Annotated in this window: 20 protein-coding genes; 9 read left to right on the plus strand and 11 right to left on the minus strand. The window is 72.7% G+C overall.

Going from position 1 to position 24,529, the window contains the following annotated elements; genetic code table 11:
- Positions 1-16: 16 nt before the first annotated feature.
- On the minus strand, positions 17-1,006 hold the full coding sequence (locus ABTX60_RS00825; protein ID WP_352095131.1) for a phosphotransferase: 990 nt from the start codon (positions 1,004-1,006) through the stop codon (positions 17-19).
- Positions 1,007-1,052: 46 nt separating this feature from the next.
- Positions 1,053-2,180, minus strand: a complete 1,128-nt coding sequence (locus tag ABTX60_RS00830) for a M24 family metallopeptidase (RefSeq protein WP_352094921.1) — start codon at positions 2,178-2,180, stop codon at positions 1,053-1,055.
- 183 nt (positions 2,181-2,363) lie between these two features.
- Here ABTX60_RS00830 and ABTX60_RS00835 point away from each other — a divergent pair, with 183 nt between their 5' ends.
- Complete coding sequence (locus ABTX60_RS00835; protein WP_352094922.1) at positions 2,364-3,119, plus strand: phosphodiesterase; 756 nt, start codon at positions 2,364-2,366, stop codon at positions 3,117-3,119.
- Positions 3,120-3,126: 7 nt separating this feature from the next.
- Here ABTX60_RS00835 and ABTX60_RS00840 read toward each other — a convergent pair whose 3' ends face one another.
- The 5 genes from ABTX60_RS00840 to ABTX60_RS00860 form a co-directional block, all read right to left on the minus strand.
- Positions 3,127-3,684, minus strand: a complete 558-nt coding sequence (locus ABTX60_RS00840) for a PDZ domain-containing protein (protein WP_352094923.1) — start codon at positions 3,682-3,684, stop codon at positions 3,127-3,129.
- Between the two features lie 305 nt (positions 3,685-3,989).
- Entirely contained in the window at positions 3,990-6,155 is a 2,166-nt protein-coding gene (gene cyc2 / locus ABTX60_RS00845) for a germacradienol/geosmin synthase Cyc2 (RefSeq protein WP_352094924.1), read from the minus strand.
- 137 nt (positions 6,156-6,292) lie between these two features.
- Complete coding sequence (locus ABTX60_RS00850; RefSeq protein WP_352094925.1) at positions 6,293-7,477, minus strand: damage-control phosphatase ARMT1 family protein; 1,185 nt, start codon at positions 7,475-7,477, stop codon at positions 6,293-6,295.
- A gap of 58 nt (positions 7,478-7,535) precedes the next feature.
- Complete coding sequence (locus ABTX60_RS00855) at positions 7,536-8,183, minus strand: ScbR family autoregulator-binding transcription factor (RefSeq protein WP_352094926.1); 648 nt, start codon at positions 8,181-8,183, stop codon at positions 7,536-7,538.
- A 290-nt stretch (positions 8,184-8,473) separates the two neighbouring features.
- Positions 8,474-10,273 (minus strand): S8 family peptidase, encoded by a 1,800-nt coding sequence (locus tag ABTX60_RS00860; protein WP_352094927.1) that lies wholly within the window; start codon positions 10,271-10,273, stop codon positions 8,474-8,476.
- Positions 10,274-10,635: 362 nt separating this feature from the next.
- Here ABTX60_RS00860 and ABTX60_RS00865 point away from each other — a divergent pair, with 362 nt between their 5' ends.
- Complete coding sequence (locus ABTX60_RS00865; RefSeq protein ID WP_352094928.1) at positions 10,636-11,547, plus strand: lytic polysaccharide monooxygenase auxiliary activity family 9 protein; 912 nt, start codon at positions 10,636-10,638, stop codon at positions 11,545-11,547.
- Between the two features lie 19 nt (positions 11,548-11,566).
- Here ABTX60_RS00865 and ABTX60_RS00870 read toward each other — a convergent pair whose 3' ends face one another.
- Positions 11,567-12,208, minus strand: a complete 642-nt coding sequence (locus ABTX60_RS00870; RefSeq protein ID WP_352094929.1) for a Tat pathway signal sequence domain protein — start codon at positions 12,206-12,208, stop codon at positions 11,567-11,569.
- A 630-nt stretch (positions 12,209-12,838) separates the two neighbouring features.
- On the opposite strand from ABTX60_RS00870, the gene ABTX60_RS00875 reads away from it, so the two are divergent.
- From ABTX60_RS00875 to ABTX60_RS00885, 3 genes are all read left to right on the plus strand, one after another.
- The gene (locus ABTX60_RS00875; RefSeq protein WP_352094930.1) at positions 12,839-13,510 is read left to right on the plus strand and encodes a DUF6230 family protein; all 672 of its coding nucleotides are present in this window, start codon (positions 12,839-12,841) and stop codon (positions 13,508-13,510) included.
- Positions 13,510-13,968 (plus strand): DUF6114 domain-containing protein, encoded by a 459-nt coding sequence (locus ABTX60_RS00880; protein ID WP_352094931.1) that lies wholly within the window; start codon positions 13,510-13,512, stop codon positions 13,966-13,968. The genes ABTX60_RS00875 and ABTX60_RS00880 overlap by 1 nt, the downstream gene beginning before the upstream one ends.
- A 124-nt stretch (positions 13,969-14,092) precedes the next feature.
- Entirely contained in the window at positions 14,093-15,337 is a 1,245-nt protein-coding gene (locus ABTX60_RS00885) for a cytochrome P450 family protein (RefSeq protein ID WP_352094932.1), read from the plus strand.
- Here the strand turns inward: ABTX60_RS00885 and tatA are convergent.
- A complete protein-coding gene (gene tatA, locus ABTX60_RS00890; protein ID WP_352094933.1) occupies positions 15,294-15,539 on the minus strand; it encodes a Sec-independent protein translocase subunit TatA in 246 nt (81 codons plus the stop codon). The two genes, ABTX60_RS00885 and tatA, sit on opposite strands and share 44 nt — an antisense overlap.
- Positions 15,540-15,616: 77 nt before the next feature.
- Between tatA and ABTX60_RS00895 the strand changes: the two genes are divergently transcribed.
- Positions 15,617-17,179, plus strand: coding sequence for an LCP family protein (locus ABTX60_RS00895; protein ID WP_352094934.1), 1,563 nt, complete (start codon positions 15,617-15,619; stop codon positions 17,177-17,179).
- On the opposite strand, the gene mgtA is transcribed toward ABTX60_RS00895, so the two are convergent.
- Positions 17,166-19,661, minus strand: coding sequence for a magnesium-translocating P-type ATPase (gene mgtA / locus ABTX60_RS00900; protein WP_352094935.1), 2,496 nt, complete (start codon positions 19,659-19,661; stop codon positions 17,166-17,168). The genes ABTX60_RS00895 and mgtA overlap by 14 nt on opposite strands.
- Positions 19,651-20,001 (minus strand): ArsR/SmtB family transcription factor, encoded by a 351-nt coding sequence (locus tag ABTX60_RS00905; RefSeq protein ID WP_352095132.1) that lies wholly within the window; start codon positions 19,999-20,001, stop codon positions 19,651-19,653. Before ABTX60_RS00905 ends, mgtA begins: the two co-directional genes overlap by 11 nt.
- A 362-nt stretch (positions 20,002-20,363) precedes the next feature.
- On the opposite strand from ABTX60_RS00905, the gene ABTX60_RS00910 reads away from it, so the two are divergent.
- The 3 genes from ABTX60_RS00910 to ABTX60_RS00920 all read left to right on the plus strand — a co-directional run bounded on the left by ABTX60_RS00910 (position 20,364) and on the right by ABTX60_RS00920 (position 24,528).
- Positions 20,364-21,374, plus strand: coding sequence for a substrate-binding domain-containing protein (locus tag ABTX60_RS00910; RefSeq protein ID WP_352094936.1), 1,011 nt, complete (start codon positions 20,364-20,366; stop codon positions 21,372-21,374).
- Between the two features lie 194 nt (positions 21,375-21,568).
- Positions 21,569-24,082, plus strand: coding sequence for a sensor histidine kinase (locus ABTX60_RS00915; RefSeq protein ID WP_352094937.1), 2,514 nt, complete (start codon positions 21,569-21,571; stop codon positions 24,080-24,082).
- 14 nt (positions 24,083-24,096) lie between these two features.
- On the plus strand, positions 24,097-24,528 hold the full coding sequence (locus ABTX60_RS00920; protein WP_020271575.1) for a roadblock/LC7 domain-containing protein: 432 nt from the start codon (positions 24,097-24,099) through the stop codon (positions 24,526-24,528).
- The last annotated feature ends 1 nt before the right edge of the window (position 24,529 follow it).

The following is a 24,529-nucleotide window of genomic DNA, read 5'->3' on the forward strand; positions in this document are numbered from 1 at the left end:
GGCGCCGCCCGGCCTGCTACAGGGCGTCGTCCGCCTCACCCAGGTCCGTCACCCGTTCCAGCAGGATCGGCTCCCAGGCGCGGCGCAGCCGGGTCCGCAGCACGGTGGCGCCCTTGCCGGCGAGATCGTCGGCGAGATGGACCAGGGCGTCGCAGCGGGCGAGCCACAGGCCGCGCAGGCAGGGGCGGGCGCCGTAGCCGGCGAGGGTGGCGGCGCGAACGGCGGCGGGTGAGCCGACGGCGAGTGCGAGACCGGCGATGTCCTCGGCCGGGTCGCCGACGGCCGTGCCCGCCCAGCCGAGCACGCCGCGCACCCTGCCGTCGGCGCTGACCACGAGGTGGCCGCCCGTGAGGGCGTGGTGGGTGAGGACCGCCGAGCCGGGCTGGGCGGCGAGCTGGGACGCGGCGGGCGGGGTGAGCTGGTTCAGGCGCGCGGGGTCGAACTCGTCGGCGCCGGCGAGGCGTTCGGCGGCGTGCACGGCGGCCCGGCGCAGCGCCTCCAGGGAGCGCGGCGCGGCGCGCGGCACGCCGAGTGTCTCGGCCTGCCGGACCGGCACCTCGCGCAGGCCCGTGAGGAGCCCGGCGAGGTCGGCCTCGCCGACGGCGGACACGTCGTGCTCCTCCCCCGAGCCGCCGGGCACCTTGGTGTCCAGCGTGTAGCTCAGGCCGGGTGCCCACTCGCCGTGCGCGACGCTGACCGGCACCGCCACCGGGACGTGCGGGCGGACGAGGTCGCGCAGGCGCAGTTCGCGGCGCTGGCGCAGGGTGGCCTCCCGGTCGGCGGCCAGGCGCAGGACGTGGCGGGTGCCGACCCACCAGGTGACGGGTTCGGCTTCGGGGGTGGCGGGCCGGACGTCGGGGCCGGGGCCGCTGCCGCCCTGCCGGTTCTCCTTGCCGCCCCCGCCGCCTTGGGCGCCCTTGGCGTTCTTGCCTTCCTTGGCGTCGTCGAGGAGGGACTGGACCAGCCGGCGGACGGTGTCCGCGGTGGGTGTGGGTGCCTGGGTCATGGTCGCGCCGTTGCCGTTCGGGAGGCGTGCTGGGGACATCGGAGCCTCACTCCACTATGGCCAGCTCGCGTGGGGTGGTGTTCAGGCGCCGCCCGCCGTCCTCGGTGACGGTCACGATGTCCTCGATGCGGACCCCGAACCGGCCGGGCAGGTAGATGCCCGGTTCCACGGAGAAGCACATGCCGGGCACGAGGGGCCGCTCCTCGCCCTCGATCATGTAGGGCGGCTCGTGGGTGGTGACGCCGATCCCGTGTCCGGTGCGGTGGATGAAGTACTCGCCGTAGCCGGCGTCGGCGATCACCCGGCGGGCGGCCCGGTCCACGTCCTGGCAGGCCGTTCCGGGCCGCACCGCGCGGAAGCCGGCCTCCTGGGCCTCGCGCACGACGTCGTGCACACGGCGCTCCTCGTCGGTGGGCTCGCCGACGTGGACCGTGCGGGAGGTGTCGGAGCCGTAGCCGTCCCGCAGGCCGCCGAAGTCGAGGACGACCATGTCGCCCCGGGCGATGACGCGCTCACCCGCCTCGTGGTGCGGGTTGGCGCCGTTGGGACCCGAGGCGACGATGGTGAAGTCGACCTGCTCGTGTCCGTGCCGGCGCAGCAGCCGGTCGAGGTCCGCGGCGACCTCGGCTTCCCGGCGTCCGGCGAAGGGGATGTTCCGGATCTCCTCGAACGTCGCGTCGGCGGCGGCTCCCGCGGCCGCCATGAGGTCCAGCTCCGCCGTGTCCTTGACGGCACGCAGCATCGGCAGGGCCTCGGTGAGCGAGGCGTACGAACTGCCGGGCAGGGCCCGCTGGAGGGCCAGCAGGTGCAGGGCCCAGGCGTTGTCGCTGATACCGAACCGGCCCGAGGCGTCGAGGAGGGCGGCGGTGGCGGCGTAGGGGTCCTTGCCGTCGGTCCAGTCGCGCAGGGTCAGCGCGGCCGCGCCGGCCGCCCGGAGCGCGTCCGGGGCCTCCAGGGCGGGGACGACCAGGACGGGGTCCTGCCCCGCGGCGAGGACCAGCAGGGTGAGCCGCTCGGTGACCGCCGGGGGCGTGTAGCCGGTGAGCCACACCAGGTCCGGTCCCGGGGCGACCAGCAGGCCCGCGAGACCGGCGTCGGCGGCCGTCCGCGCGGCGCGTTCCATGCGGGCCCGGTAGTCGTCGGCGGTGAAGGACGCTGCCGTGCTTCCGGTCATCCGGGCCTCCCAAGGCGGACGAAGGGGCTACGGGCAGCATCCTGCCCGGCCGACGGGGGCGGCGCGAGCCGTCTGCGGGCATTCACCCGCCGATGTGCCTAACGGCAGTGGATTGCTCCAGCGTTAGCCCTAATGTTTAGATGCAGTTCTTCCATTAGCGTTCGACCGAGGGGACGTACGACGGTGCTGGTACTCGCACACATCAGCGATCTGCATCTGGACGGCGGCGAGCGGGCCACGGAACGCGCCGAGCGGGTGCGCGACCGCCTCCGGGAGCTGCCGGGCCCCGTGGACGCGCTGCTGGTGACGGGGGACATCGCGGAACACGGCACGGAACCCGAGTACGAGGAGGCCGCCCGCATCCTGGGGCTGCGTGCCGGTGACGCCCCGTTCCCGGTGCTGACCTGCCCCGGCAACCACGACAGCCGTACGCCCTACCGCAAGGCGCTGCTGGGCCGGCCCGGGGGCGAGGGCCCGGTGAACAGCGTGCAGGTCTTCGACGACGGCGCGGTGCTGATGTGCGACTCCAGCGTCCCGGGCCGCGACGACGGGGAGCTGGACGAGGAGACGTACGACTGGGTCGAGACGACCCTCGACGAACTCGACGACGGGCTTTCGGCCCTGCTCGTCCTCCACCACCCGCCGGTGGCGCTGCACCACCCCCTGCCCGACTCCTACCCGCTGCGGAACCCCGGCCGGCTGGCCGGCCTGCTGGCCCGCCGACCCGAGATCGCCGGTCTGATCACCGGCCACGCCCACACCCCCGCCGCCACCACGTTCGCCGGACGGCCGCTGGTCGTCGGGCCCGGCGTGACGTGGACGCTGCGGCTGCCGTGCGAGGGCGAGCAGATCGCGGACCGGGAGGCACCGCCCGGGTTCGCCCTCCACGTCCTGGACGACTCGGGCCGGCTCACGAGCCACTTCCGCGTCGTGCCGTGAGTGCGCCTCACGCGGTGACGGCCGGTACGAGTGTCAGCTGCTCGTAGCCGCCACTACGGTGCCGGACCGTCAGCCTGACCTCGGAGCCGGGGCGGCTGCGGGCGACGGCCCGGACCAGATCCGCGGCCGTGTCGATCCGGGTCGCGCCGAAGGCGAGGAGGACGTCACCGCGCACCAGACCGGCGGCCTGGGCCGGGCCGGGGACATGCAGTCCGACGACCACGGCCCCCGGCTTGCGGGCGTCCATGACCTGCACGCCGAGCAAGGCGGTGGTGGGCGCCGAGGGAGCGGAGGCGGGCGCGGGGACGGGCGGTGACGGAGTGTGCCATCCACGCAGGTCGAGGCGTCCGCCCTTGCCGAGCACCGCGGGCCCCAGCGCTCCGAGGCCGATCCCGGAGAGCACCAGGACCGCGCCGGCGAAGCCGGCGAGCAGGACGTTGAGGAGCCGTCTCCCCCGGCGCCGGACGGCGTGCGGGCGCGGCCGTGACGGGCCTCCCGTCGTCGGCGCGGCGCCCTCGGGATCCTGCCCCGGCATCGGCTTGGGTCGCAGCGCGGTCTGTTCCATGGCTCGCCTCCGGATGGTGCCGATCGCCTCCGGCGGATCCCGGAGCGATCTCGGCAGGTGCTCTACCCGGCGCATCGGCGGCCGACGAGCCACGAACGAGTGAGACTGACCGAGGGCCGGGGCGGCCAGGGGCGGCGCCGAACGCGGACACGGCTCGTACCGCACCGGGTCACCGCGTCACCGGGTGCGGTACGAGCCGTGGAGCAGGCGGGGTGCCCGGCGGGGTGCGCCCCTCCGGCCGGGCGATCACCGCCCTCGGCGAAGGGGTCCGGCCGGGGTGGCCTTCCGGCCAGGAGGTCGCCGCCTCAGCGAAGAGCGGACACGGGTACGGCGGGCGGCCGGTCCGGGAGGAAGCCGTGGGCCCGCTTGGACAGCCACGCCTCCTTGTAGCGGTCCACCTCCCGATGCCAGTGGAGGATGCCGGACAGCCAGTTCCGCAAATCCGTCACGTACTCCCCCATCGCCGCGCGCGCTGGTGCCGTGAGGCGGAAGTCGTCGTAGAGGATGGGCAGTTCGTGCGCGACGACGTGCTCGAACTGACGCATGCGCTGGCCCATCAGGTCGTGCACGATGCCGAGCCCGGTCGGGTAGTCGCAGCCGAAGAAGGACTGCACGACGAGGATCGCGTTGTGGATCTCGCCCTCGAACTCGATCTCCTTCTGGTACGAGAAGACGTCGTTGAGGAGGCACGCGAAGTCCATCGCGGCGTTCTCCAGGGAGCGGACCGGGCCGCTGCGGTAGACCTCGGGCGGGACGGCCGGGCCGTGTCCCCTCCGGCACAGGCTCAGGGTGAGCTCGGAGCCGAAGGTCGCCCTGCGCATCTCCAGGTAGTCCACCGGGTCGGGCACGCGGTTCTGGAGATGGTTGGAGAGCTCCCACACCCAGCTCTCGGTCATGGCGTCGACCGCGCCCTTGAACGAGCGCCGCGCCTCGGACGTCATCTCGGCGGTGGTGCGGGCCCACAGGTCCACCAGCCCGCGCTCCATGGCGTTGACCGGGAGCGGCGGCTCCTCCGCGTCGACCGGCATGCAGTCGGACAGGCGGGCCGTGGTCAGCCGGGCGGCGGCCAGGTCGCGGCGGTGGCCGTACACCAGTGGGTAGTAGTCGTCGCCGTAGGTGCCCCAGGCGAGCCACTGCGCGCTCAGGTCGAGGGCCTCGGGCGTGGCGTCCGGGTCGAGGCCGGCCGCGCAGAGCGCGAGGTCGTAGGCGCGGAGCTTGTCCTCGTCCCAGACGCCCTCGGCGAGGATGCCCATGCGCTCCGTCCAGTCGCGCAGGCTCCGTCGGGCGTTGTCGAGGTGCGGGCTGAGCTCCAGCGGGAACGGCATGCGGATGTCGGGGATCCGCGACGGCCCGACCTTCTGGTACGGCACGTGCGTGAAGGAGCGCAGCCTCTCCGCCCCGGCCGTGGCGAGCAGCGTGCGGACATCGGCCGCCGAGGTGCCGAAGCCGGTGCACCCGGGCCGGGGACTGCCGCCTCGCACCGCGTTCTCGTTCATGTAGCGGCTGGAGCGCAGATGCCACTCGTGACCGCCGGACTGCCAGTCCTGCAGGCCTTTCGTGTACGCCGCCACGGCCGCGAGTTCGTCCGGCCCCAGTCCCTTCTCCAGGGCCACGGCCGGCACTTCGGTGAACGCCGTGTGCTCGAACTGGTGGAGGCGGGAGGTGAGGATGTCGTTGACGGTGTCGGCGGCCTCCTGGGTGGTGCAGCCGAAGAAGGTCTCCAGGACGAGCACGCCGTTGCTGTTCTCGCCCTCGTCCTCCACCTCGCGCTGGTAGGAGAACAGGTCGTTGCGCAGGTGGACGGCGTCGGAGAACGTCTCCATCAGCACCCTCAGCGGCCTGGTCCCGGCGACGGAGGCGGGCACTTCGGCGGTCGCGTACTCCACGAGCCCCGCCGACCAGGGGGCGCCGCCGACCTTGCGGCGCATCTCGATGTACTCGACGGGGTTGGCGATCCGCCCCTCGTTGATGTTGGACAGCTCCCACATCGACTCGTTGAGGAGGTGCTCGGTGGCAACGGCGAAGCGGCGGCGCCACCCCTCGGACATCCTCGGCACCGTGCGCGCCCACAGGTCGGCGAGGCCCGCCTCCACCGGGTTCTCGGGCGCGGGTACGGGAGCGAACAGGTCAAGCGGCATGAACAGGGGCAGCCGGTCCAGGTGGGCCTTGCCGGCGGCGCGGTCGGGGCTGCGCTTGTACATCTCCAGGAAGTGGTCGTCGAAGAAGAAGACCCACACGTACCAGTCGGTGATGAGGGAGAGGTCGGGGCCGTCGCAGTCGGGGTGGGTGTACGCGCAGAGGAGGCCGTAGTCGTGCGCGTCGAGGTCGGCCTGTTCCCAGACGCCGGACCCCTCCAGCATGCCCATCCCGCGCGCCCACTCGGTCGAATGGGCCCGGGCCTCGTCGACGTGCGGGTTCAGCCGCGCGGGGTGCGGCATGTAGAAGTGCGGGAGTTCGAACGGCTGCGTCATGGCCGGGCCCTACCCGGCGTCCCGCGGTGACATCCGCCGGACCGGACATGATCACACTATCGCGTGAATCGGGGCCAACGCGGGAGTCCAGGAGGGCACTTGTGGTGCTCCTCCCCGAACCGCGGCTTTCCCCACCCTTACCGGGCGTCCCGTACCTGGATCAGCGCGTGCGTGCCGCTGGTGCGCCAGCGCCGGCCCTCCGCAGCGACCAGAGCGGCTTCGGTGGGGGCGTCGAGTCCGGTGATCACGTCGGACTTCAGGGTGCGCAGGGCGGCGACCGGGCCGGGGAAGTAGGCCGTGACATCCGCGAAAGGGGTCGTCGGGGCCCACAGCCGGTCGCCCACCAGGCGGCGGTAGTTGAGGTCGCCCTTGACGATCGTGAGCGTGGCCGAGGCGAACTCGGCGCGCAGGTCGCCGGGCATCTCCTGGTACGGCAGCGGGCCGCTGGAGAAGGGGTGGGCACGCAGGGTGAGGCGGCCGTCGGCCAAGGCGGACCACAGCAACCGGCCGTACGCGGCGGCCGCTCCCCCGGCGCCGGTCAGCCGGCGCAGCGCGTCGACGACGTCGGCGGTGGTGGCGTCGGAGACGTAGTAGGGGCAGGGCTTGACGTGCAGGACGGCCTGCCCGATACGGCCGGTCCGGAGGAGGTGGGCGACGAGGAGGAGATCCGGGACGAGTTCGCGGCCCGCGTTGTCGGCGACCAGGAACAGCGTGCCCCCGTCGGCGCCGTCGAGCAGCGACCAGAGCCGGTCGCTGTCGTCGGCGACCAGGCCGGGCGCGGCGTCCGCGGTCCGCGCGCCTTCGGCGGAGAGGCGGAAGCCGAGGTCGGCGCGATTGCCCCACAGGGAGCCGTGCAGCAGGGCCTGCGCCTGTTCGGCGGCAGGGCGGTCCGCGAGGTCGTCGAGGGCGGCGAGTTCCTGGTCGGTCTCGGCGGAGTCGAGTTCGGCGAGCTTGAACGGGCGGAAGGGGTCGATGCCCTGCCAGGGTCCGGGGCCGAACCAGCCGACGGCCTGGAGCAGTCGGCGGTAGAACCAGCTCTCGGACCACAGCCACGGCACGTCGAACCACGAGCGGCCGGTGTACTCGCGCAGCCCCCAGGTCTCCCAGTGGTCCCGGTCGTGCGCGTCGGCGGGGAGCGGTTCGATCACGCCCTCGGTGCAGTTGGCGCGCAGTTCGTCGAGGGCGCGGTGCTGCGCGGGTTCGTACGGGAAGGCCTCGCGGACCTGCTGGATGATCGCGGGGTGCCGCTCGGCCAGCACGCTGTGGGGGAAGGAGCCCGGCTGGTTGCCGAGGAGCAGGGGTGCGGAGGGGGTGTCGGGCATGGGCCTCACCGTAACGCGCGGGCCCGTCGCCGCGGGCTGAGCAGTTCGGCGGGCCGGGTCACACGGGGGCGATCTCCCGCTCCAGGCGCGCGGCCAGGCTCAGATAGCGGGCTCGGCGGGTGACCGGGACGAGGCCGCGGATGAGTATGTTCCACATCTCGGCGGTCCGGCGGGGCTGCCGCGCGACCGGTTCGCGGGAGCGCCCCACGACGCGGGTGCCGACGAAGAAACAGACCAGCGAGTGGGCCACGACGTCGATGTCGATGTCGGGATGGAGGTCGGACTCCTTGACCGCGCCGACGAGCCGGGCCGTGACGATGTCCAGCCACTCGGTGAACGGATGACTCAGGGGCGGCCGGGGCCGGATCCCGCCCGTGGCAAGCCGCAGCCCGGCCCGCAGTACCGGGTCCTCCACGGACTTGCGGGTGATGCCGAACGTAAGGCGCATCAGCGCCTCCAGAGAGGTGTGGCCGCGGTTGTCGGTCTCCGTCGCCAGCCGGCGGGCGGTGTGCGACTGGAGTTCGAGGATCGCGTGGGCGAGATCCTCCTTCGCCGCGAAGTGGAAGTACAGGGCACCCTTGGTGACGTGAGCGTGCTCCACAATGTCGCTGAGACTGGTCGATTCGTAGCCGCGACGGTCGAACAGGTCAGCGGCGGCCGTGATGATCGTCGAGCGGGTCTGCTCGGCTCGCAACTGCCTCGCCATCGACTGAACTCTCCCGGGACGGAAATGAACGGGTCATGCCGTTTGTTTTTACCCCCCGTACACGATAACTCACCCTGAGACGGTGCTCGCCACACCAGTGTGCCGGAGTGCGGGCGCACATCCGGCAAAACAAGCGCAACTGGTGAAAGAAAACAGCGCGTTCGGTATCTAACTGTGGGGGATATCGGGACAAACGTAAAGGCGGGCCGGCCGGTGCCCCATCCGCACCGGCCGGCCCGCCCGCTCTGTGGCCCGCCCCGTTCATCGTTCTGGAAGAAGGATCACAGGGATCAGAAAGTCAGCTTCCAGCCGTTGAGGGTGCCCGTGTCCTGCGCCGCGGTGTCCTGGACGCGCAGCTTCCAGGTGCCGTTGGCCACCTCGCTGGAGGCGTTCACCGTGTACGTGGTGTTCACGTTGTCGGCGGAGTCCGACGCGGCGGACTTCAGGCGGTAGGCCGAACCGTCCGGCGCCACCAGGTCGATGACGAGGTCGCCGCGGTAGGTGTGGGTGATGTCCACGCCGACCTGGAGGGCGGAGGGGGCGTTGCCGCTGCGGCCGGTGACGCTGATCGGCGACTCGATGGCCGCGCCGTTGTCCGGGATGGCCACGGCGGTGGTGCTCGAGAAGGTCGTGCCGGTGGACGTACCGCCCTTCACGGCCTGGACCGTCTTGGCGGCGTCCGCGAGACCCGCGCCGCAGCCGCCGGAGCAGGTGCCGGGCAGGGGGCGGGCGTTGGCCTTGACGGCCGACTCGATCTGCGCCGGCGTGAGGGCGGAGTTGGCCGACTTCATCAGCGCGACGAGGCCCGCGACGTGCGGGGTGGCCATGCTGGTGCCCTGGTAGGAGGCGTAGTTCTCGCTCGACGGCGTCTTCGTGCCGGAGTTCAGCGTGGAGAGGATGCCGTTGGCGGTGGAGGTGCGGGTCTCACCGCCGGGGGCGGCGATGTCGACGAGCGAGCCGTAGTTGGAGTACGAGGCCCTGCTGCCGACGCGGTTGGTCGCGGCGACCGCGATGACGTTGTTGCAGTTCGCCGGGGAGGCGTTGGAGACGTTCTGGTTCTCGTTGCCGGCCGCGACCACGACCGTGGTGCCGCGGTTCACGGCGCCGGTGATGGCGCTCTGGGTCGCGGTGGAGCAGGCGCCGCCCCCGCCGAGGCTCATGTTGATGACCTTGGCGACGTTGGTGTTGGCCGGCACACCCGAGACGGTGCCGCCGGACGCCCAGGTGATGGCGTCGATGATGTCGGAGTCGTAGCCGCCGCACTTGCCGAGGACACGGACCGGGGAGATCTTCGCGCCGTGGGCGATACCGGCGACACCCTTGCCGTTGTTGGTGGCGGCGGCGATGGTGCCGGCCACGTGGGTGCCGTGCCAGGAGGAGGTGGAGGCGGCGATGCCCTGGCCGCACTCGTTGTCGTTGTACCAGTCGCCCGGGTCGGCCGGGTTGCTGTCACGGCCGTTGCCGTCGACGGAGACGGCGGTGTCGGAGATGAAGTCGTAGCCGCCGACGATGTTCGCGGCCAGGTCGGAGTGGGCCACGTAGCCGGTGTCGATGACGGCCACGGTGACACCGGTTCCGGTGGTGGTGTCCCAGGCGCCGGGGACGTTCATGCCGGCGGTGGACTCGAACAGATCCCACTGCTTGCTGTACTCGGTGTCGTTCGGCGTGACGGCCGTCGGCTTGTTCAGGCGGTCCGGGACGACGTAGGCGACCTGCGGGTCGGCCTGGTACTGGGCGACGACGCCGGCGACGTCGGCACGGGTGGGGTCGCTGCCCAGCTCGACGAGGGCGGCGCCGGTGCCGAGGCGGCGCTGGAAGTCGATCTCCTCGCCGGTCTTCTCGGCCTTGGCTGCGGCGTCGGCGGCGGCGGCCTTGTTGGACTTGGCCTCGGTGGCACCGGACTTGTAGCCGACGATGAGGCGCTCGGCCTGGATGCCGGGGGCCGCTTCGGTCTGGGCGGCCGGCACCGCGGCCGGGCGGGGAGCGGACTCCTGGGCGACGGCGACCGAGGCGGGGGCTGCGGTCAGCAGGGCGGCGGAGACGGCGGCGACGGATATCAGCTTCCGTCTGAGCTCTGGGGAGGTACGCACGGTCGTTGCCTTTCGTGGCCGGACTCCGGGCTGGGCGGAGCGGCGGTGGACTCGCTTCGTCCTCGAAGCGCAGGGGGGTGGTTCGAAAAGCGAAGAGCGACGCGATGGCCGGCCAGGCGTGAGGCGGGAAGCGAACCGTTCGGGGTTACCTGTGGGTCAGCTGTGGTCGAACGATAGGCAAAGGGAAGGTCAGCGGGATACGGGGGAAACCCTCGATCCGGCGCGAACACCACCCTCTATGGCGGGCAGTCGAGCGCCCAATGAACCCTTTTCGAGCAGGTCGTGGCGTGATGAACGCGTCGGGCCGATTTCCCGTACTGCACTACCGAACGTCGCCGCCCGGGCCGAGGAGAAGCAGACGGATGCCTCGTACGACCGCACACCGCACCGCACTCGCGGCCGCCCTCGTGACCCCGCTGCTGCTGCCGCTGTGGGCTGCCGGGCCGGCCCGGGCGCACGGTGCTCCGACGGACCCGGTGAGCCGGGTGGTGGCCTGTTCGCCGGAGGGTGGTGACCGCACGGGCACGGCGGCCTGCCGGGCGGCCGTCGCGGCGAACGGGGCGCCTTTCACGGCGTGGGACAACCTGCGCGTGGCGAACGTGAACGGCCGGGACCGGCAGGTCGTTCCGGACGGGAAGCTGTGCAGTGGGGGCCTGCCCGCATACCGGGGTCTCGATCTCGCCCGCGCCGACTGGCCGTCGACCCGGATGACGCCCGGGGCGACCCTGCGGATGCGGTACGTCTCGACGATCCCGCACACCGGCACGTTCCGCCTGTATCTGACGAAGCCCGGCTACGACCCGGCCGGGCCGCTGTCCTGGTCCGACCTGCCCGAGAAGCCGTTCGCCCAGGTGACGGACCCGGCGCTGACGGGCGGCGCGTACCGCTTCCAGGCGACTCTGCCGTCGGACCGCACCGGGCGCCATGTGCTGTACACGGTGTGGCAGAACAGCAGCACGCCGGACACCTACTACTCCTGCTCGGACGTGGTGTTCCCGGAGACCGGGAAGGAGCCGCGGGAGAAGGAGCAGAAGCCGGAGGAGCGGGAGGCCGGGCAGAAGAGCGAGCCGCAGAAGGCGAAGGAGAAGCCGAAGCCCGCGGCGAGCCCTGCCGCGCACTCCTCCGGGCCCGTGCCTCAAGACGACCACACGCCGCTGGCCACCACCTCAGGCCCGGCCTCCGGCCCGTCCGCGCCCATGCTGGCGGGCGGCGCCGCGGCGGTGCTGTTGCTCACCGGCGGCGCCGCCCTGGTCGTACGGCTACGGCGGCGCTGAATCAGCGCCCGGGGGCTGCCTAGTTGACGTTGACGGCGACGCCGCCCTTGGTCACCGGGGCGTACTTGGCGGTGAAGAAGGCGTTGGCGAAGCACAGCGACGAGCCGGACACCTTGGTGAACTGCTGGTTGGTGAAGGAGATGCTGTTGTCGGCGTTGCTCGCCGTGCCGGTCAGGCCGGGGGCCTGGTAGACGCAGGTGACGCTGCCGAGCAGGGTGCGCAGCTTGACCGTGGACTGGACGGTGGAGCCCGCGGCCGGGGTGACGGAGACGGCGCCGCCGGAGGACACGCTGGTGGTGTAGGGCAGGTTGTCGACGGTGATGCCGCTGACGCCGAGCACCCCGACGACGTTGGTGGTGCAGCCGCTGGTGTCGAAGCTGTGCGAGGTCAGGGACTCGGTGGCGGTGCCGGGGGCGGCCGGGTTGTCGGTGACGGTGGCGGAGAACGCCGACTTGGTGCAGGAGATGCCGCTGGTGCCGGTGGCGCTGGAGTAGAACGTGGCGGCGGTGCCGCTCGCCAGGGACGCGTCGAGGACGTCACCGACGGCGACGGCCGCGCCGTCGGCGGTGGTCAGGACGGGGGTGTCGGCCGCGGAGGCGGGGGCGGCGAGACCCAGGGCGGCGACGGCGGCGGTGAGGGCGAGGAGGGTGCGCGTACGCATGCGGGTGTACCTCTTTCCATAGCGGGGGGTGAGGGGGTGGCGCCGGGCGCCCGCCGTTGCCGGCTCGTCACGCCTTCTCCGTACGTGACGGGCCGGCAACGGCAGACCGGACACCGGCCGGAGGCTCACACGGGAGGGGACCTCCGGCCGGGCCGGGCGGGGGGTGGCTGGTGGCACGTCACCGGGGAAGCGGCCATGCCGTGGCGAGGGCTCGGGCGAGGGAAAGCCCGTGCGGACGCACCGGGCGACGAGATGCCCGTACGGGGACGGGCGGGTCCGGGACACGGGGACGTGCCGAGTGACGGATCCGGCGCCACGGATCCGGTGGGACGAGGAGAGTTGTAGACCTGCCTCTCCGTCAACGTCAAGGCTTTGCTGGGGAGTTGTACGCAGGCTGAGCGTTGCGGAGCATGACCGGCTCACTCCCGGCGCACAATCGACACTCTTTGTTCACACTTCTCTTGACCCGTCATGTAACCCCCGGTAACTTCCTCGACGGCTACTGCGGCGTAATGAGAAAGCCCTTGCAACCGCCGGGAGTTGCGGGAGACGTGCGTACGCGGTCGATGTCCGCGCCAGGGCAACGTGCCACCGAAGTCCGATCCGCACCGACATGCACCTGGAGCACACATGACCTCCTCCGCCGAGCACACCCCCGAAAGACCGGACGGCGCCACCGCCCCCGACGTCCACGCCGGTCCCGCGCGACGCGGGCGGGTCCGGGCGCGCCGCGCCGCCGTGATGGCGGTGCCGGCCACCCTGGCGGCCGCCGGCCTCGCGGTCCTCACCGCCGAGGGGGCGCTGGGCGTGCAGTTCGCCATCTCCGGCATGCCGTTCACCGTCACCGCGACCGAGCTGAACGGCACCGGCTTCGCGCAGTTCGGCGGCCTGGACGAGATGGCCGAAGGCAGCCCCAACGCGGGCGACACCGGCGGCCAGGTGCTGGTCGTCACGTCCGTGATCAAGAACGCGACGCTCAACAAGCTGTGCCAGAGCGTGGACCTGGGCGGCACGAACCTGGTCATCAGGGCGGGTGAGGGCGCGCAGAAGGTCTCCGCCAGCGATCTGACGACCGACTCCACCGAGCTGACCGGTGACGCCGCGTTCACCAACATCGAGATCGGCAACGACGCCAGCACCCTGAACAAGGCCGGCCCCAAGGGCCGCGGGCCGAAGGGCGTGTTCAGCCAGCAGTCCGACACCGTGCACATCGCCAACCTGCGGCAGACCAACTACGCCACGACGGCGGGCGTGTTCAAGCTGCCCGGCCTGAAGCTGGGCTTCAGCGGATCGGGTTGCTGATGTCGCGCGGTCCGCGCGAGGGGTTCCGGCCCGCCTTCCGGCAGTGGCGGGCCGGCCGCCCGTTCTGGGGCGGGCTGCTGCTCGCCCTGGGCGGGGTGGAGGTGCTGCTCACGCTGAAGGCGTCGCTGGACGTCATCCTGCACGTCGGCATGCAGGGTCTGGCCGGCTACCTGCTCCCGGTCGTGATGCTGCTGTGCGGTGTGCTGATCCTCTTCAACCCCGCCCAGCGCCTGTTCTACTCGGTCATCGGGGTCCTGGTCACCCTGGGCACCTGGCTGACCTCCAACCTCGGCGGCTTCTTCGTCGGCCTGCTCCTGGGCCTGGTGGGCAGCTGCCTCGCCTTCGGCTGGCTCCCGGACCAGGAACCCCGCGTCGGCCGCAGGCAGCGCCGCAGGGAGGCCAGGGCCGCGCAGGCGGTGCCGAAGAACCTGGAGCGGCAGACCAGCCAGACCGCCTGAATCAGGTCAGTGCTCCTCCCAACCCTGGCGCCGCCCGGCCGCGGCCACTTGGCTGGACGCGTGACGCGCCCGCCCACCGGCGTGTGCGCGCCCCGCGACCAGCCGTCAGCCCAGGGAGAGTCCGATGGAGTTCAGCCGCCCGATGGTGATCGACCCGACCGGCCGCGACATCCACGGCGAGGCCGCCCGGATCCGTGAGCGCGGACCCGTCACACCCGTCGAACTCCCCCACGGTGTCCCGGCCTGGGCGGTCAGCAGCGCGCCGCTCCTGAAGCGGCTGCTCACCGACCCGAGGGTGTCGAAGGACCCACGCCGGCACTGGCAGCGCTGGATCGACGGCGAGGTCACACCGGACTGGCCGCTGTACACCTGGGTCGCGGTGCGGAACATGTTCACGGCCTACGGCACCGAGCACAAACGGCTGCGCACTCTGGTCTCCAAGGCCTTCACCGCCCGCCGCACCGCCGCGCTGCGGCCCCGGATCGAGGAGATCACCGCGGCGCTCCTCGACCGTGTCGCCAAGGCGGGGGCCGACGGGCTCGCGGTCGATCTGCGGGAGGAGTTCTGCTATCCGCTGCCCATCCAGGTCATCGGCGAACTGCTCGGACTGCCCGAGGAGCTGGGTGCCGAGCTGCGCGTCGTGGTGGACGGCGTCTTCCACACCTCGGCCGACGCGGCCGAGGTCGCCGACATCTACGCCCGGTTCTACGCGGTCCTCGGTGAACTGGTCGCCGCGAAACGGGCCGCGCCCGGCGACGACCTGACCTCCGCGCTGATCTCGGCCCACGAGCAGGAGAGCGGCACGCGACTCAGCGAGCAGGAGCTGCTCGACACGCTGATGCTGATGATCAGCGCCGGTCACGAGACGACGGTCAACCTGCTCGACAACGCCGTCCACGCGCTGCTCACCCACCCCGCCCAGCTCGCGCACGTCCTCGAGGGGCGGGCCTCCTGGGACGACGTGATCGAGGAGACCCTGCGGGCCGAGGCGCCGGTGGCCAGCCTGCCGCTGCGGTACGCCGTCGAGGACCTCCCCCTCGGCGAACTGGGCGGCCCGGACGGCGCGGTGATCCGCAAGGGAGAGGCGATCCTCGCCGCGTACGCCGCCGCCGGACGCGATCCGGAGCAGCACGGCCCGGACGCCGCCGTCTTCGACGTCACCCGGGCCTCGAAGGATCATCTGGCCTTCGGGTACGGGGTCCACCACTGCCTGGGCGCCCCGCTGGGCCGGCTGGAGGCCCGCGTGGCCCTGCCGGCGCTGTTCGGCCGGTTCCCCGGCCTCACGCTCGCCGCGCCGGCGGACGGGCCGGCGCCGGTGGACTCCTTCATCTCGCACGGCCATCGGTCGCTGCCGGTTCTGACCGGCTGACGGGCGGTGCGGCGGGCGCCGCGTCCGGGGAGCCCGGCTCCGCGGCGCCCTCCTCCTTCATGGCCTTGGCCTCGCTCTTGAGGATCCGCATCGAGCGGCCCAGCGACCGTGCCGTGTCCGGCAGTTTCTTCGATCCGAACAGGACGATCACGACGATCGCCACGATCAGCAGATGCCAGGGCTCCAGTCCGTTGCGCAGCACGTCCTGCCCTTCCTCTCGTCAACAGTTGCTACATTGCGCAACTGTACAACCCACGGGCGAGAGGCAAACAGACGCCGATGACGGTCACCAGCAATCGGACGACGGACCCGCCGCGGCACCGGAGCGGGGGCACCGGCCACGGCAGCCGGGGCGCGCCCCGGGACCGCAGGCGCCGGCGCGGCCGCCGCCGGGGCGGGGGCATACGCACCGCCCTCCTGATCACCCTGGCGCTGCTCGTCCTGGCCGCCGGCGGTGCCGGCTGGCTCTATCTGAAGCTGGACGGTGACATCAGTACGTTCGACTCCGGCGGGATCTCCGACAACCGCCCCGACGCCGGTTCGTCGAAGGGCGAGAACGTCCTGGTCATCGGCTCCGACACCCGCACCGGCGGCAACAACGCGCTGGGCGGCGGCGAGAAGGACGACGTGGGCCGCTCCGACACCGCCTTCCTGCTGCACGTCTACGCCGACCACCGGCACGCGATCGCCGTCTCCATCCCCCGTGACACGCTCGTCACGATCCCGCCCTGCAAGCTGCCCGACGGCACCTGGACCCAGGCCCGGCCGGACACCATGTTCAACGCCGCGTACTCGGTCGGCCAAACCCCCGAGGGCAACCCGGCCTGCACCCAGAACACGGTCGAACAGCTCACCGGGCTGCGCGTCGACCACACCGTCGTCGTCGACTTCAAGGGTTTCGCGGAACTGACGGAGGTGGTGGGCGGCGTGCGCGTGTGCCTGCCGCAGAACGTCTACGAGAACGACCTCAACCCGCATCTCACCGCCCCCGGCAAGCTGCTCTTCCCCAAGGGCGAGCAGACGGTGTCGGGGCAGAAGGCGCTGGACTACGTCCGGATCCGGCACGGGATCGGCGACGGCTCCGACATCGGCCGGATCAAACGCCAGCAGGCGTTCGTGGCGAGCCTGCTGAAGGAGGTCAAGAGCAAGGGCCTCACCCCCACGAAGCTGTTGCCGCTGGCCGACGCCGCGACGAAGTCGCTCACCGTGGACCCCGGCCTGGGCTCCGCCGACAAGCTGATCTCCTTCGCGATGTCCCTGAAGGACATCGACCTGCACAACACCAAGTTCGTCACCCTGCCCTGGCGTTACGTGGGGTCCCGGGTGGCGATCGTCCAGCCGGACGCGGACGCCCTGTGGGCCGCGCTCCGGTCCGACCGCACGATCGACGGCAAGAACGCCGGCGGGAAGAAGAGCGGAACATCCGGTGCCGGGGCTGCTTCCGCCTCCCCCGCGCCGGTCTCCGGTGAGGGTGTCGACGTCGCCGTCTACAACGGCACCACCGTCCCCGGCCTGGCCGCCCGCGCCACCGCCACCCTGACCGGGGACGGCTTCACCGTGACGGGCACGGCGACGGCGGCCGAGCAGGACCACACGAGCACGCTGGTCGAGTACGGACCGGGCCAGGAGGAGAAGGCCCGGACCGTGGCACGGGCTTTCCCCGGGGCCGAGCTCCGGTCCACGACCGGCAGCGGGATCAGCGTCGTCCTCGGGCAGTCGTACGCGGACGACCCGGCCGCGGGCGCCTCCGCGTCCCCGGCGCCGACCGCCGTGCCGTCCGAGGTCGCCGACGGGGCCAGGTCCGCGGACGACAACCCCTGCTCGAACCTCACCTACGGCTGACGCGCCGGTGCCGGGCCCGGGCCGCCAGCAGGGCCAGGGCGTACAGGCCGAGGACGACGGCCGGCAGCGGGTAGTACGCGACGGGGAGGGCCGTCATGCCGAGGGCCGACCCCAGAGGGCTCGGCGGGAGGAGCAGACCGACGGCGGCGAGGCCGGCCGCCGCCAGGCCGACCGGGCCCGGCGGGCGGCCCGCCGCGTCGCGCCGGCCGGTGCGCAGGAGCAGCATCACCGCGGCCTGGGTGAGCAGGTTCTCGGTGAACCAGGCGGAATGGAACACGGCCTCGTCGTCCACGGCGTCGGGGCCGTTCAGCGCCAGCGCGAGGACGGCGAAGGTCGCGAGGTCGGCGAGCGCGTTGAGCATCCCGAAACCGAGGGCGAACCGGAGGAAGGCACGCGGCCTCAGCACCGCCGGGCCGCGCAGGGCCGCAGCGCCGGGACGGTCGTGGGCGAAGGCGAGCTGGGCCGCGTCGAAGCACAGGTTCTGGGCGAGCACCTGGGCCGGGAGCATCGGCAGGAAGGGCAGGAGGAGACCGGCGCCCAGCATGGCGACGACGTTGCCCAGGTTCGAGGAGAGCGTGACGCGCAGGTACGAGGCGATGTTGCCGCTGGCGTGCCGGCCTGCCGTGATCGCGTGGCCGATCGCCGTGAGGTCCTTGTCGGCGAGCACGACGTCGGCGCTCTCCCGCGCCACGCCGACGGCCGAGCGGGGTGCGATGCCGACGTCGGCGGCGCGCAGCGCGGCCACGTCGTTCACGCCGTCGCCGAGGAAGCCCACGGTGTGCCCGGCGGCGCGCAGCGCGGTGACGAGGCGGGCCTTGTCCTCGGGGGCGCAGCGGGCGACGACCGTCGCGCCGCCGGGGCCGTCGGGGACCTGTGCGGCGGTCCGTACCTCGCCCGGGTCCAGGCCAAGGTCCCGGCAGGCCCGGGCCGCCGTGGCCGGGTGGTCGCCGGTGAGCACCTTCACGGTGACGCCGCGGTCGGCCAGGGCGCGCAGCGCCTCGGCGGCGGTGGGTGCGAGGGCGTCCCGGAAGGTCACCAGACCTCGGAAGGCCAGGCCCCGGGCTTCGGCCGTGCGGGCGCCGGCGGGGCGGTCGGCCGTGGCGACGGCCAGGACCCGCAGCCCGGCGTCCGCCTCCCGGGCGGCGAGGGCGAGCAGCCGCTCGTGTTCGCCCGGTCCTGTCGCGCAGCGCTCCAGGACGGCTTCCGCGGCGCCCGTGAGGACGACGGTGTGCTGTCCGAGGCCGCTTCGTACCACGGCCGTCGAGGTGCGCCGGACGGGGTCGAACGGCACGGCGTCCACGCCGTCGTACTCCTCGCCCACCGGCCCGGCCGCCTCCAGCAGGGCCTCGTCGAGGGCGTCCGGGGACGGCAGTTCGGCGAGCTGGAGGGTCCACCAGGCGCCGACGGCGGCCCAGCGCAGCACCTCGGGGTCGTCCCGGCCGGATGGGTCGAGGGCCCGTTCGACGACCGGGCGGTCCTGGGTGAGGGTGCCGGTCTTGTCGACGCACAGCACGTCGACCGCGCCCAGGTCGTGCAGGGCGGGCAGCCGTTTGACGATGACGGCGTGCGCGCGGGCGAGGAGCGCGGCGCCCCGGGCCAGGCAGGTCGTGACGATCACCGGCAGCATCTCGGGTGTCAGCCCGACGGCGACCGCGACAGCGAAGGGCAGTGTCTCCAGGCCGCGGTCGCGCAGGGTCGCGTTCGCCATCAGCACCAGCGGCGGTGTCAGCAGCATGAACCGGATGAGCACCCAGGAGATGCCGTGCACGGACCGGTCGAAAGCACCGCCCTGCCGGGGCGCGTCCGGCACCCGGTGAGCGGCGGCGAACCGCGTCGCGGCCCCGGTCGCGGTGACGACGGCGGTGGCGCTGCCGGAGGCGATCGTGCTGCCCTGGAAGCACAGCCGGGACTCGCCGGGGTCGTCGTCGTCGGCCGCCCGCTTCGCCACCGGCGCCGACTCCCCGGTCAGCGCCCCCTGTTGCACCATGAGCCCACGGGCCCGCAGCAGCCGTACGTCCGCCGGGACCAGATCGCCCGGACCGAGCCGGAGCACGTCGCCGGGGACCAGTTCGGCCACCGGCACCTCCCGGGGGTCCGGCTGCCCGGCGGGGTCGGCGCGGCGCAGCACCGTGGCGGTACCGGCGACCAGTTCACGCAGGGCGGCCAGGGACCGGTCGGCCCGGTGTTCCCCGCTCGCCCGCAGCACACAGCTGACCGCGACCAGGGCGAGGATCACCACGGCGGTGCCCCAGGAGGCGACGGCGGCGGAGACCAGGCCCAGACAGAGCAGTACGGCGGTGAAGGGGTCGCGCAGGGCGCGTGCGCACCGGCGGGGCCAGGAGGGGGTACGGCGGTCCGGCAGGGTGTTCTCGCCGGACACGGCCAGCCGGGAGGCGGCCTCCGTGTCGGTCAGCCCGCGAGGCCCCGACTCCAGCCGCCGCAGCACCTCCAGTGTGGTGCCCTCGGCGGGCTCAGAGGCCATGGAGGCGGCGGCGGCGCGTCGGCGCGGCGCGGTCGGTGAGCCGGTCCACGAGCAGCCGTACGACCTCGACGACGTCGGGGTCGTCGACGTAGTACACCTGCCGACGGCCCTCACGGCGGGAGCGGACGAGTCCGGCCAGCTTCAGTTTGGTGAGGTGCTGGCTGACCGCGGGCAGCGCGCCGCCGACCCGCTCGGCGAGCCCGGTCACGTCGCTCTCGCCCTGCGCCAGCGCCCAGACGATGTGCAGCCTGGCGGGCGAGGCGAGCAGAGCGAAGGACGCGGCCGCCTGGGCGAGCACGTCCTCGGAGGGGTCCTCGAAGCCACCGCCGGCTGCCGCCACCGTCACCGCCCCTTCCGTCGCCTGCCTCGCCCTGTGCGCCGCCCCAGTCTAGGCGGGCCCGGAAGGCCCGCCGCGGCCAGCGTTCCCGGCCTCGTCCAGCCGGCCCCCCGGGGCGGCCGAACCGCACGGACGGTATGGAAAAGCCGAGGTGAGAGCATCAAGACCCCCCTTTGTTCGACCGGCCGGACAGATCATCACGATGCGGCAGCATCAACTCACGGCATGTGGCCGCTCACTTGACGCCCGGTGGTCACACACGGTTGGCTCCGGGCCAGCGAGAGTCATCCGGCCGGTGCATCCCTGCGGCCCCGTCCGCACTCTCACCCTGCTCTTGCTCGGCCGCACAGCGAGGTCCGCCCCCCATGAACACTCCTTGCCCGCCCCACACCCCCGGCAGAGGCATCCGTGTCGCGGCCCTGCTGTCCGCCCTGTGTCTGCTGGTGTCGGGCTGCTCCGTCCTGGGCGCGGCCGACGACGCGGCGGGCGGGGACGCCGCGGGCGGACCGGGCGGCAAGATGAAGGTCGCCCTGATCACCCACGGCGGCAAGGGGGACGCCTTCTGGGACCTGGTGCGCAGGGGCGCCGAGACGGCTGCCGCCAAGGACGGCGTGGACCTCACGTACGCGGGCGACGCCGACCCGGCCGCGCAGGCCGGGCTGGTGCGGGACGCGGTCCGCGACAAGGTCGACGGCATCGCGGTGACGCTGGCCAAGCCGGCGGCGATGGGGGGCCCGATCGCCCGGGCCAGGGCGGCCGGCATCCCCGTCGTCGGGCTCAACTCCGGCATCGACGCCTGGCGTCCCGCAGGCCTGCTGGAGTACTTCGGCCAGGACGAGTCCGTCGCGGGCCGGGCCGTCGGCGACAAGCTGGACGACGTCCGGGCCCGGCACGCCCTGTGCGTGGTGCACGAGCGGGGCAACGTCGCGCTCGAGGCGCGCTGCGCCGGAATGCGGAAGACGTTCCGCGGTGACACCGACAACCTGTACGTGGACGGCAGCGACATGAACGCGGTGACCGCCGCGATCGCCTCCCGGCTGCGGCAGGACACGAGCATCGACGAGGTCGTCACCCTGGGCGCCCAGTACGGGCTCAGCGCCGTCGAGGCCGTGCGGCAGTCCGGCAGCCGGGCGAAGGTCGCCACCTTCGACCTGAACAAGGACCTGGTCAGGGCGGTGAAGAGCGGTGAGGTGCAGTTCGCCGTGGACCAGCAGCCCTATCTGCAGGGCTACCTGGCGGTGGACGCCCTGTGGCTGTACCGGACCAACGGCAACGTCAGCGGCGGCGGGACGGCGCCGGTGCTCACCGGTCCCGCGTTCGTGACCAGGTCGAACGTGTCCGCCGTGGCGCGGTTCGCGGCCGCCGGGACCCGGTGACCGGGCGCTTCCTGTGACGGTGTCGCCAAAGATTCGGTCAGGCCCGGCCCGCAGGTCCACTTGTACGGATAACATCCTGCGCATCCCATGTGCCGTGCCCGGGACGGCACCACCCTCGCGCCCGTCCCCCACACCCCCCGACCGCTCCCCCTTCTCCCCGTTCCTCAGCCCCCGCTGATCGCCCTAGGACGACGATGCCTCGACGGACAGGTGCCCGGCGCCGCCTCGGTTCCATACGCCTTTCCCTGGTGCTCCTGGCCCTCGTGCCCAGCGTCACCCTCGCCGCGATGTGGGGCGTGACGACGATCCAGATGTTCTCGGAGGGCCTCAGGCTGCGCGACCAGACGGAGCTCAGCCGGTCGACCGGCGCCATGGGCACCGACGCGACGCTCGCGCTGCAGCGGGAGCGCAGCCTCTCGGCCGCCTGGCTGTCCTCCGCCAAGGGCTCCCGGGCGGCCCTCGACGCCCAGCGCCAGGAGACCGACAAGGCGGTGGCCAAGCTGGTCGGACAGGCGGACGCGATCGAGAAGGCGCCCGCTCGCATATCCGACCGGCTGTACTCGGTGCTGGGCTCGGTGGGCAGCCTGGAGTACTACCGGGACCAGGTGGACCACCCCACCGACATCACCGCGCAGCAGGCGCTTGACCAGTACTCGTCGATCATCGACGACCAGATTCACGCCTTCCAGGAGCTGTCCCAGGTCGACGACGGCGACCTCACCTCGCAGGCCGGCCCGCTGATCGGTCTCGAGCACGCGGCGGAGCTGGTCTCCCGCGAGGACGCGCAGTTGACCCTGGCCTGGCCGGCCGGGCACCTGGACGACAAGACGTGGACGCAGTTCACGGAGATGGTGAACACCCGGCGCTGGCTGGTCCAGGACCAGGTCATGCCGCAGCTGACGGGCAGCGCCAAGACCCAGACCGAGCGGATCCTGGCGAGCCGGGACTGGCAGACGCTGCAGTCCGTCGAGGACCGGGTGCTGGCCTCGCGCAACGCGAGCGGCAGCGCCGACCGGATCGCCCTTCCGGACGCGCGAAAGCAGTGGTCCGCCGCCATGGGCAAGCTGTCCGATCAGTACACGGCCCTCATCCAGCAGCAGACGGCGAGCCTGCTGCAGCGCAGCGCCGACAAGGCGGACGCCCTGCTGCTCAAGGCGGCCCTGCTGAGCGCCGGCGGGCTGCTCGCGCTGCTGCTGTGCGCCGGCATGTCCTGGCGGATCACCCGCTCGCTGTCCCGGCGGCTGCGGGGCCTGCGCCGGGCCGCCGTCGACCTCGCTCAGGAGCGGCTGCCCGACGTCGTGGCCCGGCTGGAGCGGGGCGAGACGGTCGACCCGGAGTCGGCGACCACACCCCTGGACTACGGACACGACGAACTCGGCCAGGTGGCACGGGCGTTCAACACCGCCCAGCGCACGGCCGTGCACACCGCCGTCGAACTCGCCGACACCCGGCGCGGCTTCCAGAAGATCATCCTGGGCATCGCGCGGCAGAGCCAGAACCTGGTCAACCTCCAGCTGAGCAAGCTCGACACGCTGGAGCGCGAGCACACCGACCCCGACATCCTCAAGGGCCTGTACGAACTGGACTCCACGGCGAGCCAGTTGCGCCGGTACGAGGAGAACCTGGTCATCGTCAGCGGCGAACGGCCCGGCCGCAGCTGGAGCGAGCCGGTGGCGCTGATGGACATCCTGCGCAGCGCGGTCGGGGAGGTCGCCGAGTACCAGCGAGTGGAGGTGCTCACCGAGGAGGAGGTGTGCGTCGCGCCGCCCGCGGTCGCCGACGTCATCCATCTGCTGGCCGAGCTCATCGACAACGCGACCGCGTACTCCCCCTCCCCGAGCTCCGTCACGGTGCGGGCCGCGATGGTGGCCAAGGGCCTGGCCGTGGAGATCGAGGACCGGGGCCTCGGCATGTCGGAGGAGGACTACACGTCCTTCAACGAACAGCTGGCGGTGCCCCCGCAGTTCGACGTGGTGGCGCTCGCCGACGACCTGCGCCTCGGCATGTTCGTGATCGCCCAGCTGGCACACCGGCACGGCATCGCCGTCACCCTGCGCTCGTCGCCCTACGGCGGGACCACGGCGATCGTGCTGATCCCGCACGAGATCGTGGTGCGCGAGCCGGCGGACGACACGGCGCCGCAGCCGCGGGCCGCCGGGGCCGGAACCGGTCCGAACGGACTCGCGGCCCCGGCCGGCCCGAGAGGAACGGGCGGCGGGAAGGACGGCGACGCCCAGGAGGACGGGCCGGTGGCGGTGGACGGGCCTGTGGTGGACGGACGGGATGGGAAGGACGCCGAGCCGAGCGGGGCGCCGCAGCGCGCCGGGGTGCCGGGGGGAACCGGGAGCGCCGCCGGGTCCGTTCGCGCGCTCAGACCTCTCGTCACGGCCCGCACCGCCTCCGCCGCCCCGTCGCCCGCCGGCCGCGAGGTCCTCCCCCGCCGGGACGGTCTCGCCCCGCTGCCCCGCAGGGTGCCGCAGACCAGCCTGGTGGAGGAGCTGCGCGAGGAGGCACCACCGGCCGCCGACGACGGCTCCCTCGACGACTTCACCGCGGAGGCCGCCGCGTCCTCCCTGGCCGGCTTCCAGCGCGGCACGCTCCGGGCCCGTGACGCCGGCACCGAGCCGCCCCACCCCGACGAGACGACCTTGGTGCCCCGGCAGGCCGCCGCCGATCCCGTCGCCCCGACTCCGCCCGCAGACCGCTGACGAAGGACACCGCAATGACACGCCCCATCCCCGCCACGCACACCCAGCTCGACCAGCTGCTGACCGGACTCGTGGAGCGGGTCGCCGACGTGAACCAGGCCGTGGTGCTCTCCGAGGACGGCCTGGTGGTCAGCAAGTCCACCGGATTCCTGCGCGACGACGCCGAGCGGCTCGCGGCTACCGCGTCCGGGCTGATGAGCCTCAGCAAGGGCGTCAGCATGGACTTCCGGGGCGGTCCGGTGCGCCAGGCGCTCATCGAGATGGCCAACAGCTATCTGATCCTCACCTCTGCGGGCCCCGGCGCGCACCTGGTCGTGCTGACCGGGCCGGGCGCGGACGTCGGGGTGGTGGCGTATCAGATGAACATGCTGGTGAAGAAGATCGGCGAGCACCTCAGCGCGGCACCCCGGGGCATGGCAGGCCCCGTCGTCGATCCCGGTGTGTGAG

It is taken from the genome of Streptomyces sp. NPDC126510, assembly GCF_040302345.1.
GTDB lineage: Bacteria > Actinomycetota > Actinomycetes > Streptomycetales > Streptomycetaceae > Streptomyces.

What these genes read in the sequence shown, in the direction of transcription:
- ABTX60_RS00880 (WP_352094931.1), top strand. Translation starts at nt 13,510, where the DNA reads ATGTCGCGCGGTCCGCGCGAGGGGTTCCGGCCCGCCTTCCGGCAGTGG.
- ABTX60_RS00885 (WP_352094932.1), top strand. Translation starts at nt 14,093, where the DNA reads ATGGAGTTCAGCCGCCCGATGGTGATCGACCCGACCGGCCGCGACATC.
- ABTX60_RS00910 (WP_352094936.1), top strand. Translation starts at nt 20,364, where the DNA reads ATGAACACTCCTTGCCCGCCCCACACCCCCGGCAGAGGCATCCGTGTC.
- ABTX60_RS00870 (WP_352094929.1), bottom strand. Translation starts at nt 12,208, where the DNA reads ATGCGTACGCGCACCCTCCTCGCCCTCACCGCCGCCGTCGCCGCCCTG.
- ABTX60_RS00915 (WP_352094937.1), top strand. Translation starts at nt 21,569, where the DNA reads ATGCCTCGACGGACAGGTGCCCGGCGCCGCCTCGGTTCCATACGCCTT.
- ABTX60_RS00830 (WP_352094921.1), bottom strand. Translation starts at nt 2,180, where the DNA reads ATGACCGGAAGCACGGCAGCGTCCTTCACCGCCGACGACTACCGGGCC.
- ABTX60_RS00875 (WP_352094930.1), top strand. Translation starts at nt 12,839, where the DNA reads ATGACCTCCTCCGCCGAGCACACCCCCGAAAGACCGGACGGCGCCACC.
- mgtA (WP_352094935.1), bottom strand. Translation starts at nt 19,661, where the DNA reads ATGGCCTCTGAGCCCGCCGAGGGCACCACACTGGAGGTGCTGCGGCGG.
- ABTX60_RS00865 (WP_352094928.1), top strand. Translation starts at nt 10,636, where the DNA reads ATGCCTCGTACGACCGCACACCGCACCGCACTCGCGGCCGCCCTCGTG.
- ABTX60_RS00825 (WP_352095131.1), bottom strand. Translation starts at nt 1,006, where the DNA reads ATGACCCAGGCACCCACACCCACCGCGGACACCGTCCGCCGGCTGGTC.
- cyc2 (WP_352094924.1), bottom strand. Translation starts at nt 6,155, where the DNA reads ATGACGCAGCCGTTCGAACTCCCGCACTTCTACATGCCGCACCCCGCG.
- ABTX60_RS00850 (WP_352094925.1), bottom strand. Translation starts at nt 7,477, where the DNA reads ATGCCCGACACCCCCTCCGCACCCCTGCTCCTCGGCAACCAGCCGGGC.
- ABTX60_RS00920 (WP_020271575.1), top strand. Translation starts at nt 24,097, where the DNA reads ATGACACGCCCCATCCCCGCCACGCACACCCAGCTCGACCAGCTGCTG.
- ABTX60_RS00855 (WP_352094926.1), bottom strand. Translation starts at nt 8,183, where the DNA reads ATGGCGAGGCAGTTGCGAGCCGAGCAGACCCGCTCGACGATCATCACG.
- ABTX60_RS00895 (WP_352094934.1), top strand. Translation starts at nt 15,617, where the DNA reads ATGACGGTCACCAGCAATCGGACGACGGACCCGCCGCGGCACCGGAGC.
- ABTX60_RS00840 (WP_352094923.1), bottom strand. Translation starts at nt 3,684, where the DNA reads ATGGAACAGACCGCGCTGCGACCCAAGCCGATGCCGGGGCAGGATCCC.